Source organism: Nodularia harveyana UHCC-0300 (assembly GCF_034931085.1).
Lineage (GTDB): Bacteria > Cyanobacteriota > Cyanobacteriia > Cyanobacteriales > Nostocaceae > Nodularia > Nodularia harveyana.
This window is the reverse complement of record NZ_JAYGHG010000036.1, coordinates 1-12,750: the sequence shown is the minus strand read 5'-3', so window position 1 is coordinate 12,750 and position 12,750 is coordinate 1. Positions and strand designations below refer to the sequence as shown.

The following is a 12,750-nucleotide window of genomic DNA, read 5'->3' as shown; positions in this document are numbered from 1 at the left end:
CTTCATAGAATTAAAAACTACGAATTATCTTAGCAGAGCGTCTCGCAGAGAAGCGGGACGCAGCCCATTACGAATTACGAATTACGAATTAATTGATATTGTTTCCACTTTTCATGCTGACGCACCCTTTTTTCTTCAGTCAAGTTATCAAAACAGTGAGAACAAGAAATACCTTCCTCATATTTAGGAGAAGTCTTATCAACCGCAGAGATTGGATGTCCGCAACCAAAGCACAACTCATGACTACCTGACTCTAAGCCATGACGGACAGCTACTCGTTCATCAAATACAAAACATTCACCTTCCCACAAACTTTCCTCAGTTGGTACTGATTCCAAATACTTGAGAATACCACCTTTGAGGTGATAAACTTCCGCAAAGCCTTGGGAAAGCATAAAAGACGAAGCTTTTTCACAACGAATCCCACCAGTACAAAATAACGCCACTTTTTTGTGTTGATTAGGGTCGAGGTTGTGACTCACATATTCAGGAAACTCTCGGAATGATTTAGTTTGAGGATTTTGTGCTGTTTTGAAAGTTCCGATATTCACCTCATAATCATTACGGGTGTCAATCACAATTACTTCCGGATCACAAATCAAATCATTCCATTCTTCCGGAGTCACATAAGTACCCACCTGCTGATTGGGGTCCACTTCCGGCAAACCCATAGTCACTATTTCTGCCTTTAACCGTACCTTCATTCGTTCAAAGGGTTGTGTTTCGGTGTATGACTCTTTGTGTTCTAAGTCTGCTAAAGGGGGGTCAGCACGCAAAAACGCCAAAACAGAGTCAATTGCTACCCGTGACCCGGCAATAGTGCCGTTAATCCCTTCTGCTGCTAATAAAATTGTTCCCTTAACACCTTGACTTTGACAATAAGAAAGCAGGGGTTCTTGTTTTTCTGCAAAATCGGGCAAGCTGACAAATTTATACAGTGTTGCCACTACCTGAATATTTTCTTGCTTCATTTCTTGAGCAATGATATAATTTTAAACTAAAGCGGTAATTACTGTTTTTATGTTACGGGGGTTTAGCTCAGTTGGTAGAGCGCCTGCTTTGCAAGCAGGATGTCAGCAGTTCGAGTCTGCTAATCTCCACTACTCACCGAGTTGAAATACTACAGATAAATTATTAGCCGGCATTTGGTGAGTCTGTTTAAAATTCAGATTCTCATTACTAGCTGCGGCTATGACATCCTCTAAATTACGTACCCCCCATTCAGGATTTCGCTCCTTTAAAGATTGATCAAAAGCGATATTACTAGGTGCTGTATGTTCGCCATTTTGTTTAAACGGCCCATATAAATAGAGTATTCCACCAGGAGGCAAAATTCTCCCAGCACCAGCCATCAGTCCCAAACAAGCTGACCAAGGTGAAATATGAATCATATTAATATTAACTATGGCTAAAATAGGCGAGTCTGGTAAACTATCTTTTTCTACTGCCCAAATCGGCATACTAGCATCAAGTTCCACAGGTAGATAGAGATTATCTGATGGACATTCTTGCGCCCAAGCAGCAATACTAGCCCGTAATAAAGGGTTTTGTTCAGAAGGTAACCATTGACGAGGACGAAGACGGGGCGCAAAATATATGGCGTGTTCACCAGTCCCACTAGCCACTTCTAATATCGTGCCACTCTTGGGTAAAACTTGTAACAGCACTTCTAAAATAGGTTCACGATTGCGTTGTGTAGCTGGCGCGTACTGTCGCGCATCCTCCGGTTTATTCATATCCAAACTCTTCCGTCCTTTGCGCCTCTGCGCCTCTGCGTGACACTAATCCATATTCTCACTCAATAACCTGGAGAGACACTTGCCTAAATCAATCCACTCTACCCAACCACCACTAAAATTTATTCCCCAACAGTTTAACCCGTTTATACTCCAAATAATGCGGTGGTTATTGCCTGTGGTGCTACGTTTTAGCACTAGACCGTGGTTACCTGCGGGTATTATTGAAATTTCAGCTACGAACGTGGAGACATTAGCTCAACTTTATCAACAATTCCAGGCTGGTAAAATTCGCTTTTTGATTGCGTTTCGTCATCCAGAGGTAGAAGATCCTTTGTGTATGCTATATCTACTTTCCTACATTTTGCCGAAAGTTGCACGCCAGCAGGGGATTAAACTGCAAGAACCGATTCACAGCTATTTTCTTTATGACCGTGGGATGACTGTGTGGGGAGGAAATTGGCTGGGATGGTTATTCTCTCAAGTTGGCGGTGTTCCCATTCGTCGTGGTCGGCGAGTAGATAGACAGGCGATTCAAACGGCGCGAGAATTGTTTTGTAATGGTGAAATGGCGATCGCAGTCGCCCCAGAAGGAGGTAATAATGGTCATAGTGAAATTGTCAGTCCCTTAGAACCCGGTGTGGCGCAATTAGGTTTCTGGTGTGTAGAAGATTTGCAAAAAGCTCACCGTTCTGAGACTGTGGTGATTGTACCAGTGAATATTCAGTATAGTTACGTTAATCCGCCTTGGTCAAAACTGCATGGGCTATTAACTAAATTAGAAGCTGATAGCGGTTTAGAAACACTTGATCAATCTGGGAGTAATTCACAGCCAGAAATTTACTATCAACGCCTTTGTCGTCTGGGTGAATATTTGATTACGGAAATGGAAGAGTTTTATCGCCGTTTCTACCATCAAGATATCCCCAAAACTATCTCTATTGATGAATCTGCTACTCCTAATGAGATTCTAATTGCTAGATTGCACCGTTTAATGGATACAGCTTTACAGGTTACTGAAGCATATTTAGGAGTGCAAGCCCACGGGAATTTTATTGATCGTTGTCGTCGTTTAGAAGAAGCTGGTTGGAATTATATTTACCGCGATGATATAGCAGATATTAATAGTTTACCACCCTTCAAACGTGGGTTAGCAGATTGGGTGGCATCAGAAGCAGATTTAAAAATGCAACACATGAGAATAGTGGAAAGTTTTGTAGCTGTGAGTGCTAATTATATCCAAGAAAAACCCACGGCGGAAAGGTTAGCAGAAACGACCTTATTAATGTTTGATCTACTTTCTCGCATTCAGGAATCTACTCTTCCCGGAAGACCCCGCTTAGGTTTGAGAAAGGCGATGATAACTGTCGGTGAACCGATTTCTGTAACTGAACGCTGGCAAAAATCTCAAGGCGATCGCACTCTAACTCGTCAAGCTGTCAGTGAGTTAACAAAAGACTTGCAAACTGCTTTAGAAACGTTAATTAGTAATTAGTAATTTGTTGGTTATACTAATTTTATTTTAGGCTGCACAGAATCATTAACTCCATTCATCCATCTTTATCTGCGTCCATCTGTGTTTAATTATTCTAGTCCGATCTCAGAATAAAAATGGGGTATCACAAAACCCCATCTTTAAACCCGAAATATTTAGATTACCACCTGCTGTATTACTCCTCTAAATCCATCTCTGAATCATCATCGTCATTATCATAGGGAATATCATCTAGCTCAATCATGTCAGAGATTTCTTCTACTTGACTCCGACGCTGAGATTCTTGAGGTTCACGCTCGATGAGGCGACCATTTGACTTCAGCCATTCTAGTAAAACAAATTCATTACTAGTACGAATTACAGTAGCTCGTTGATTACGAGGTTGTTCACTTAAAGGGCTGTTAGGCATACAAAAAACTCACTTTTAAGGGTAAAAACTAGATTTGCTGGAAGTAAACAATAGTAGATATATTAGCCTTGATTTACTTCCTCAAATTGCATTTCTGATATCTGCAATTGTTTAACTGGTATTTTTGGCTGATATTGACTATAATCTCAGTAGAGTTAACTTAGTCGGATGTGACAAAGTATATTATCCGAGTAATAGCAACAATTATGCCTAGTCATGGTAAGTTCATCACACCTTAAGTATAAATCAGCTTTACAAATAAATCATGTTATTCACATAATTGATATCTTTTAGAGATAAAATCGGATTTCAGATCAGCTTCCGAGATATTCCGGCGACTATCGACTAGTTAATCAGGGATACAAATCAGAAAACTATGCATCAGTGTCAGGGCGAGAAAAAGCCCTAATCTGAGTAAATTAAGTCGCTGTTTAGTAAATCCAGGAATTGTTTCACAGAAATATTAGTTTCGATAGTTAGAATTTTAACCAATAAGAGTAGTAATAATGCCTGAACGTAAATCTAATTTATTAATTCCTGTAGTTGGTGCTACTGTACTTTTGGCAGGAAGTGTAGCAACTTATTTGTATTTTCAAGGGCCATCTGGAGATAGCTCAGGTGCTTTGGGAAGTGCTAAATTAGTCCCTGCTACAGCAGTTATGGCTACTTACATTACTACTGACTCTCAAGCCTGGGAGAAGTTAGAAGAGTTTGGCACTCCAGAAGCCCAAAAGATAGTAGCAGAAGGTTTAGCAGCTTTTCAAGAAGATGTATTTAGCGAAGGTAATATTTCTTACGAACAGGATTTAAAGCCTTGGATTGGTGGTGTGATGCTGGCTATAATACCGCCCAATCCTACTACGGTTGCACAATCGAATCAAGCTAAACAGTCAAAAACTGGTGTCTTGATGGTGGTGGGAATAAAAGATAAAGTCAAAGCTTTGAGTTTTGCTAATAAATTAAAAGCAGAAAAAGAGATTACAGTTGAGGAATCTGACTACAAAGGTGAAACAATCACGGCAGTTACACAAAATGGTAGACAGACTTATAGTGCTATCTTAAATAATGATTATTTAGTATTGTCTGGGGAAAAGCTAGCTGTAGAAAATGCCATTGAAACTTTTCAAGGAGAGCCATCTTTTGCTAGTCAAGAAGGTCGAAATAAGATTCTCACTGCTAACGCAGACATGAAAAATATTCTCGCCCAAGTGTATATCCCAGACTATGCAGACATGATGGAAAAATTAGTGGCGGCAAGTCCCCAGAATAGGCAATTACCACCACAAACTCTGCAACAATTTAAACAAGTAAAATCTCTGGTGGCGCGTGTGGGAGTGGATGATCAGGGAGTGCGGATGAGGGCGATCGCTAATTTAGATCCAGAATTGAATAAATTGGAGTATCAGCCAACTCCAGCTAAAATCATCGGTCAATTACCCTTGGATACCTTGGGGATGATCAGTGGTAATAATATCAGTCGTAGTTGGTCGGCGATAGTAGAACAATCTCAAGACGATCCCCAGTTTAACCAAATATTACAATTGCTGCGGGGACAACTGAATTTTGTCGATATTGACTTAGAACAGGATGTTTTTGGCTGGATGGATCAGGAATTTGCCTTTGCAACTATTCCCTCAAATCCAGGGATTTTACCAAACTTGGGAGTTGGAGGAGCATTACTATTAGGAACGAGCGATCGCCAAACAGCATCCGCAACTTTAACCAAACTAGATAATCTCGCCAAAACGCAACAAATCAACGTCACGAAAACAAAAATCGACGGTAAAGATGTCACTGAATGGCAACTACGGGGACAAAGAGCTTTATTATCTCATGGTTGGCTCAACCAAGACACCCTATTTTTAGCCGTTGGTGGTTCCGTAGCGGAGGCGATCGCCACAAATAATACTCCCAAACTCGATAGTAGCGACACCTTTAAAACTGTAACTGGTTCACTACCACAATCCAATGCAGGTTACTTTTATATAGATGTCGCAAAAACTACGTCCCTAATTAATTCCGTTGCGCCACAGGGAAAACCTCTCCCACCTGAACTCAACACAGTCCTAAATTCCATTCATGGTTTTGGTGTCACCGCCACCAGTCCCGATAAATTTACGACTGAATTAGAAATGTTGTTGGCTCTCAAACCGAAAACGGCTGAGTAGGAACATTTCAGGGGCTATATTTGGGGACTTCTTCCCCATCCCCAACTGCTATAAAACCTAATAGGACTTACGCAAAAACTCTCTTAAACCCTCTTCACTTCGTGTCCTTTGTGTCCTTTGTGGTTCGTTTTTCATAATTTTGCGTAAGTCCTGCCTAAGTATTATCAGATTCTCAAGTCTCACTCAGTCTATCCAAAGCCCCAGTTAAAAATTAAATATCTAGTAACAAGCAAATGAAACGCTAGACTAGCCTGCAATAATTATGTCATCAGTGAAAAATGGCGTTAAACCCAAACTAGAAAATTTATGACTACTGCTGTAACAACAACTCCTGGTTTAGCCTCCCGTTTGGTGAATGGTATCCTCTCCATCAAACCTTTAGCCAATCTAGCCAAGCATCAAGCCAGACAAATGATGATTAAACGCGCTGAAGGAATTGGTGTTCCCTGGACAGAAGAAGTCAAAACCTTACAAGCCCGTGATTGGTCGCCAGAATTAGCTCAAGTCCAAAATCTTCGTGTTTCCTACCCAGACTATTACGTGAGTTCATTTCATGCTTACGAACATGGAAATCTCAGTTGGCAAGCTGCATTTGAGGTAAGACCTGCGGCTCAAGCTGTTCACGCTAAAATTTGGCAGGATGCACAACCCCAAGGTGATGCGAAACTACGCCAGAGTTACCATAATATTCTCACAGCCTCCCTTCCTCACACTCCCCAAAATATTCTCGATGTGGGGTGCAGTGTTGGTTTAAGTAGCTTCGCCCTGCAAGAAATTTATCCCCAGTCTCAAATTACAGGTTTAGATTTATCTCCTTACTTTTTAGCTGTTGCTAATTATCGCGCCCAAGAGAATCAGGCTCAAATTAATTGGCTGCATAGCACAGCTGAAAATACTGGCTTACCAGATGCTTCCTTTGATTTAGTCTCTATTTCCTTAATGTGCCACGAACTGCCCCAGTCAGCTACTAGAGAAATTTTTGCCGAAATGCGGCGGGTGCTGCGTCCTGGTGGTCACTTGGCAATTATGGACATGAATCCCCAATCAGAAATTTACAAGAAAATGCCTCCCTACATTTTGACCCTGCTCAAAAGTACCGAACCTTATTTAGACCAATATTTCGCGTTGGATATTGAGCAAACCTTAGTTGAGGCTGGTTTTCAGCTTCCTAGCATCACTAGTAACACTCCTCGTCATCGCACTATCATTGCTCAAGTGAGTGTCTGATTACTAGTCCCCTCTCCCGAACTAGGAGAGGAGTTGGGGTGAGGTGATTTAAACTAAAACTGGCTCAGATTTGACTGCATTCTCGGTTTTTGCATCCGATTCTGTGCAGTAAATTTCACAGGAGTTATTGGGACTTTCGATCAGTTTAATTTTGTGAAGCGTACCTCCCAATTCTTGAATAGGCGATCGCAGTAAATTACTAATATAAAGTGCGATATTCTCAGCAGTGGGTACAACTTCCTCAAAGAAAGAAATATCTTTGTTTAAAAAACTATGATCGAATGCTTCCAGCACATAATCTTCAATAGCCTGATTTAAACCCCCTAAATCAACAATCATCCCCGTGCGTGGATCAATTTCACCTTTCACAGTCACTTCTAAATGGTAATTATGACCGTGACCATGAGGACGGGCGCATTTACCATAAATTTCAGTATTTTCTTCGTTACTAAGTTGAGGATGAGCCAGCCGATGAGCGGCGCTAAAATGAGTACTGATGGTAAGGTAGGCTTCCATGTCGTTTCCTATATAATCTGCCCAAAGTTCAGGATGTTCAAATAACTGCACACGCACTAAGGGTAAATGCGGTGCTAGACGCTGCCAAATCACCCGTGCAATATTTTCAGTAGTGGGTAGAGTTTCTTGAAATTCCGCCCACACATCATTCAGGTAAGAAAAGTCCAGTTGACTGGTAACTTCGTGCTTAATTACGTGTTTCACATCAGACAAGTTGAGTACCATGCCATATTTATCTAATTCTCCAGCCATAGAGATAAATAAAACATAGTTGTGTCCATGTCCGGGAAATCTAGAACAAGCACCAAATTTCTCAGTATTCTCGGCTTCACTCAGTTCTGGTAACCAATACCGATGACTAGCCGAAAACTGAGCGCGGCGATTAACAATACATTGCATGAGTATTCTGTAAACAGAGCTTAAAATTTCTTAAACTTTCACTATTTCCAGCATAAACTATAATTCGTAGTTCGTAATTCGTAATTAGTAGGACTTATGCAAGGACTCTCTGAAACCCTCTTCACTTCGTGTTCTTTGTGTCCTTTGTGGTATGCGCTTCGCGCACGCTACGCGAACGTTTTTTCATGATTTTGCGTAATTCGTAATATAGTTTTAACCATTAACTTACAGATTCTTGTACCTCGTAATGCAATCTCGCAGCAATCCGGAATAATTCTTGTCCTGTATGCAAATAACGCTCATCGTAACTCAAAGGAAAATAAGCTAACTCTTCTACTCCATCTCCTACTTGACTGAGACTGTGGTAAAGATAAGCGGCGGTTTTCGCTAAACTAGGGGGATTTGGAAGAGAACGAAAAGTCAGTTGGGCTTGCTTGAGGTCATCTCGACAGGCGTTTAAGTATTCTTGAAATTCTTCTAATAATTCATCATCAAAGGGGTCGGCGGCTAGTTCATCAATTTGAGCTTCCAAAGAATTGAGAATACAGTCAAGTAGATCATTAACTGGTTGATAAACTAAGCGTAGCCATTCTTCTACCTGTTTATCCGCATCTCGTCCGGTTTGTCTGGTTCTTTGGTAACGTTTTTGGGCGGATGCAGCCCGTTGTTGATAATTACTATTTAATTTTTCGGAATTTTCTTGCAATTTTTGGTCATATCTGAGCCGATTCTGAGTATCTCCTAAGACCTCATAAGCTGCATTAATCCGAATAATCTGCTCGTTATCTGCGGTTTCCTGATTGCTGTCGGGATGAAATAACTTTACCAAGCGGCGATAGGATTGCTTAATCTCCGCTTGGCTAGCATTGGCATTAACTTTTAGCGTTTCGTAGTAATTAGAAACCTGTTTAAAATCGACCATTTATCCAATGTAACGTTAGCTGATGCTAGTGGCTACTTTCGCTTCCAAGTCTTGGAACAAAGGTGTACTTAAATATCTTTCCCCAAAACTGGGCTGAATCATCACTATTAAGCGTCCCTCATTTTCTTTCCGTTGGGCAACACGAATGGCTGCACATAAGGCTGCACCAGTGGAAATACCGGATAGTAGCCCTTCTTCTCTAGCTAAACGCCGACCGTATGCGATCGCCTCATCATCGCTGACGGTAATTACTTCATCAATCAATTCTACTTTCAGAACTTGAGGTACAAACCCAGCGCCAATGCCTTGGATTTTGTGGGGGCCTGGTCGTCCGCCTGATAAAATTGGGCTATTGCTTGGTTCCACTGCGATCGCTTGAAAGCTAGATTTCCGAGCTTTGAGAATTTCCGCTACACCAGTAATAGTACCACCAGTACCCACACCTGCCACAATCATATCTACCTGACCATCAGTATCTGACCAGATTTCCTCAGCTGTCGTTTCTCGATGCACTTTGGTATTAGCAGGGTTGCGAAACTGCTGCAACATATAACTATGTGGTGTAGTGTCAACTATTTCCTGCGCGCGGCGAATTGCTCCAGTCATACCTTCAATTCCCGGTGTCAGTTCTAATTCTGCCCCATAAGCCCGCAACATCGCCCGGCGTTCCCCACTCATAGTTTCTGGCATAGTCAGAATTAACCGATAACCCTTAGCGGCTGCGGCCATAGCTAAAGCAATACCCGTATTTCCCGATGTCGGTTCTACCAATAGGGTTTTTCCGGGAGTAATTAACTTTTCCGCTTCTGCGGCGTTAATCATACTTACCCCAATTCGGTCTTTAACTGATGCTGATGGATTCATGCTTTCCAGTTTCACCAGTATTTGCGCCACACATCCTTCCGCTTGGGGGATGCGATTCAACTGTACAAGGGGTGTACGACCAACTAATTCTGTAATGTTACGTGCAGTGTTCATAATTTTTCCTAATTTATTTAGTTATTAATCAACAATAGAGGAGGCTAAATGTAATACATAATATCCAATTGGCGGCGGGAATCTCTTTTGTCACAAAGGTCTTGAAGTGTATAGTTTTGTAAAACTAAATTAGCCGCTTGACGGGCTTCTTGCCAGATTTCCTTAATCACAGAAGTATCTATACTTTTAGGATTGGCATCTTCTTCACAGTTCCGCACATCTAACCCTTCCAAACATTCTAAAACATCGAAGACAGTGATTTTCCACGGTTCGCGGGTCAAAAAATAGCCTCCTTTGGAACCGCGTTGACTTTTGACTATACCTCCTCGTCTTAATGTTGCCAATAGTTGTTCTAGATAGCGGTCGGGTATGCTTTGTTGGGCGGCGATTTGGCGAATTTGCATCGGTTCGCCACTTTGATAATGAGTTGCCATTTCGATTAAGGCGAGAATGGCGTATTCAGATTTACAGGATAGTTCCACAGGCAGCAATATGAGTAAGGGATGAGAAAAAAGTTAAAAGTGATCAATCTGTTTAACCTTTTCTAGTATACTCCGGTTCCCCACTGGGGTTTGTTATTTACTGTAATTGAGCATAAAAAACCCCGCATAATAGCGGGGCGTAATGAAGTTTAAGTTAAAAATTTCTCCCAGATTTACAACACTCTAGAAAGTGAAGGTGGTTCTGAGAGTACCGATAAATGCATCATCGTTGTCGCTGCTTTGTCCAGGGTTGGTTACCCAGATTACGCCAGGAGTCACTGAGACGTTATCAGAAACGCGATACTTGTAGAAGCCTTCTACTTGGTATGGAACTTTGTTGAAACCATCTTGAGCGCCGTGTGCATAAGGCACAGCACCACCAAAGATACCTAAAACATTACCTCTTTTACCAAAGTCAGGTAAAGCTAAACCAACACCGTAACTCCAAACTTCGCTAGCGTCGTTAGCACCAAAACCATTGACATCGGTGTAAGAGACAAAACCACTGACCGATAGTTTATTGCTGGGTCGGAAAGCGGCGGAAACACCGTAAGAATTAGTGGCGAAGGGATTGGGGCTACCATTGGCTCTATCAATACCTCCCCGGTTGGCGATGGAAGTACCAACGACCGCAGAGTTATTTTCCCCTGCGTCAAAGATAGTGCTACCAGCACCATGATAACCGTGAACGTAGGTTGCAGCTAAAGCTAGGCGATCGCTCACGCTAAAGTTCAACTGTCCCAGAGCCGCATAGTTACCTTGGAATATGCCTTGACCGGGAGTCGCTTCGTTAGCTTCTGATCCCAAATAACCTACAGTTACTGAGCTAGGTTTGAAAAGACCGCCACCTTGACCAAAAGGTAAGGTAAAGGCAGCACCAGCACCACCACCAATCCGATAAATGGGGCTTTCAGAAGCAAAGGTAGTTAAAGCACCGTTACCACCGTCAGTTCCGTCAGCAAAATAAGGATTGTTAACAGCCGCATAATGACTATGTTTACCACCATTCGCCGCCAAATAAACTTGAGCCGGCCCTACAGGTGCTTGGTAGGTCAGTCTGTCTATCTCAACGTTATTTCCACCAGTGTTATCAATGTTAAAGGTTTGCAGACCTTCACCACTAGGCGCACCAGTACCGAAAGGTGTAGCAGTACCCAGGTCAAGGGTGTTCGCATTACCAGAGACCAAACGGGTGGTCAAAAGGTCCCGACCAGTGAAACTGCTTTGTAAGCCTAAACGCACTCTGTTTTGAAAAACAGTATTATTATTGTCACCAGCTGTATCACCAAAGGCATCGGTAACAGCAAAAATTGCTTCACCAGTCAACTTGGTAGTGGTGGAGAACTGATTGGCTTCCAATTCAGCAGTCCGCGCTTCTAGAGAGTCTACGCGACCGCGAAGAGTTGCCAACTCTGCGGAAAATTCTTCTTGTAAACGTTGTAGGGTAGCTAAATCTTGTCTGCTCACCATATCAGCTGTTGCTGTGGCGATCAATTCGTTGACCCTATCCAAACAGGCGTTTAAACCAGCAGCAAATTCGTAACGGGTTAAAGACCTGTTCCCGCGATAAGTCGCATCTGGGTAACCAGCAATACAACCATAACGCTCCACTAAAGACTGCAACGCTTGGAATGCCCAGTCTGTGGGTTGTACGTCAGAAAATTGGGAAACCGATGTTACTTGAGACAGAGTAGTATTTTCTCTGCCTTCATTGCTGTAGCCATTAACTTCGTTAATAACATTGGTACCATTGGTAACCTGAGCAAAAATTTCTGGCTGTTGAACAACTTCAGTAGCGGTTTGTTGTTCAGTTACCGAAACTTCTGTGGTGGTACTTGGATCTGCAATTGCTGTTCCTGAAACTAACAATGTTGCTCCCAAAACTGCTGGGCTAACCACCAGGGATTTCCACAAGATATTAGACATCTTCACTTTTTCCTCACACCTTGTATAGATAATTGTTGTTGCTGTACTTAACTCTCAAGAAGTATTCAACAACTGTTGAACTTTTTTCGTGAGGGATAGTTACCACTACTACAATTTTTATTTTTGCAAAGCTAATAGCTAATTAACTTAAAAATTACAAATTAAATTAATGTGATTAACTAATGCAAAAACAGAACCTCTTAGCATACCATTATAGGGCATCTGAAGTATATGGCAACATATGAGTGACTACCTCATTAGACTGTCACACACAATCATCTTGAAAGAAAGAGACGATCCCAGAATTTATATGTTCCCTATCCGAATAGATTCCTGAAAAAGCCTATATCGTCAGGCTTTTAACAGTTACGCCGTAAGTCCCCCACTGAATTTGGTACTCCGAATCAGTGGCGGGATATAAGGTGGGTGATAACGATTGCATCTAGTATTGCTTTTTTGCTAGGCAAAAACAAATACTAGATGTATGAGAAA

Annotated in this window: 11 protein-coding genes and 1 tRNA gene; 4 read left to right on the top strand and 8 right to left on the bottom strand. The window is 41.9% G+C overall.

Going from position 1 to position 12,750, the window contains the following annotated elements; translation table 11 throughout:
- Positions 1-74: 74 nt before the first annotated feature.
- The gene (gene trhO / locus VB620_RS17775) at positions 75-971 is read right to left on the bottom strand and encodes an oxygen-dependent tRNA uridine(34) hydroxylase TrhO (RefSeq protein ID WP_323197483.1); all 897 of its coding nucleotides are present in this window, start codon (positions 969-971) and stop codon (positions 75-77) included.
- Between the two features lie 56 nt (positions 972-1,027).
- On the opposite strand from trhO, the gene VB620_RS17770 reads away from it, so the two are divergent.
- Positions 1,028-1,100 (top strand) — tRNA-Ala (locus VB620_RS17770).
- On the opposite strand, the gene VB620_RS17765 is transcribed toward VB620_RS17770, so the two are convergent.
- The gene (locus VB620_RS17765) at positions 1,101-1,736 is read right to left on the bottom strand and encodes a DUF938 domain-containing protein (protein ID WP_323197482.1); all 636 of its coding nucleotides are present in this window, start codon (positions 1,734-1,736) and stop codon (positions 1,101-1,103) included. It lies immediately after the preceding tRNA gene.
- A gap of 82 nt (positions 1,737-1,818) precedes the next feature.
- On the opposite strand from VB620_RS17765, the gene VB620_RS17760 reads away from it, so the two are divergent.
- Positions 1,819-3,231 carry a 1-acyl-sn-glycerol-3-phosphate acyltransferase gene (locus tag VB620_RS17760; RefSeq protein ID WP_323197481.1) on the top strand — a complete coding sequence of 471 codons (1,413 nt, stop codon included), beginning with the start codon at positions 1,819-1,821 and terminating at the stop codon, positions 3,229-3,231.
- A gap of 175 nt (positions 3,232-3,406) precedes the next feature.
- On the opposite strand, the gene VB620_RS17755 is transcribed toward VB620_RS17760, so the two are convergent.
- Positions 3,407-3,640: a DUF3134 domain-containing protein gene (locus VB620_RS17755; RefSeq protein ID WP_323197480.1), complete on the bottom strand. Its 234-nt coding sequence runs from the start codon at positions 3,638-3,640 to the stop codon at positions 3,407-3,409.
- A 506-nt stretch (positions 3,641-4,146) separates the two neighbouring features.
- Between VB620_RS17755 and VB620_RS17750 the strand changes: the two genes are divergently transcribed.
- Complete coding sequence (locus tag VB620_RS17750; protein ID WP_323197479.1) at positions 4,147-5,808, top strand: DUF3352 domain-containing protein; 1,662 nt, start codon at positions 4,147-4,149, stop codon at positions 5,806-5,808.
- Positions 5,809-6,114: 306 nt separating this feature from the next.
- Positions 6,115-7,035 (top strand): class I SAM-dependent methyltransferase, encoded by a 921-nt coding sequence (locus tag VB620_RS17745; protein WP_323197478.1) that lies wholly within the window; start codon positions 6,115-6,117, stop codon positions 7,033-7,035.
- A gap of 48 nt (positions 7,036-7,083) precedes the next feature.
- Here VB620_RS17745 and VB620_RS17740 read toward each other — a convergent pair whose 3' ends face one another.
- The 5 genes from VB620_RS17740 to VB620_RS17720 all read right to left on the bottom strand — a co-directional run bounded on the left by VB620_RS17740 (position 7,084) and on the right by VB620_RS17720 (position 12,258).
- The gene (locus VB620_RS17740; RefSeq protein WP_323197477.1) at positions 7,084-7,950 is read right to left on the bottom strand and encodes a 6-carboxytetrahydropterin synthase; all 867 of its coding nucleotides are present in this window, start codon (positions 7,948-7,950) and stop codon (positions 7,084-7,086) included.
- A 220-nt stretch (positions 7,951-8,170) separates the two neighbouring features.
- Positions 8,171-8,872, bottom strand: coding sequence for a J domain-containing protein (locus tag VB620_RS17735; protein WP_323197476.1), 702 nt, complete (start codon positions 8,870-8,872; stop codon positions 8,171-8,173).
- A gap of 15 nt (positions 8,873-8,887) precedes the next feature.
- Complete coding sequence (cysK, locus tag VB620_RS17730) at positions 8,888-9,850, bottom strand: cysteine synthase A (protein ID WP_323197475.1); 963 nt, start codon at positions 9,848-9,850, stop codon at positions 8,888-8,890.
- A 44-nt stretch (positions 9,851-9,894) separates the two neighbouring features.
- Complete coding sequence (locus VB620_RS17725) at positions 9,895-10,332, bottom strand: RrF2 family transcriptional regulator (RefSeq protein ID WP_323197474.1); 438 nt, start codon at positions 10,330-10,332, stop codon at positions 9,895-9,897.
- 183 nt (positions 10,333-10,515) lie between these two features.
- Positions 10,516-12,258, bottom strand: a complete 1,743-nt coding sequence (locus VB620_RS17720; RefSeq protein WP_323197473.1) for an iron uptake porin — start codon at positions 12,256-12,258, stop codon at positions 10,516-10,518.
- Between the last annotated feature and the right edge of the window lie 492 nt (positions 12,259-12,750).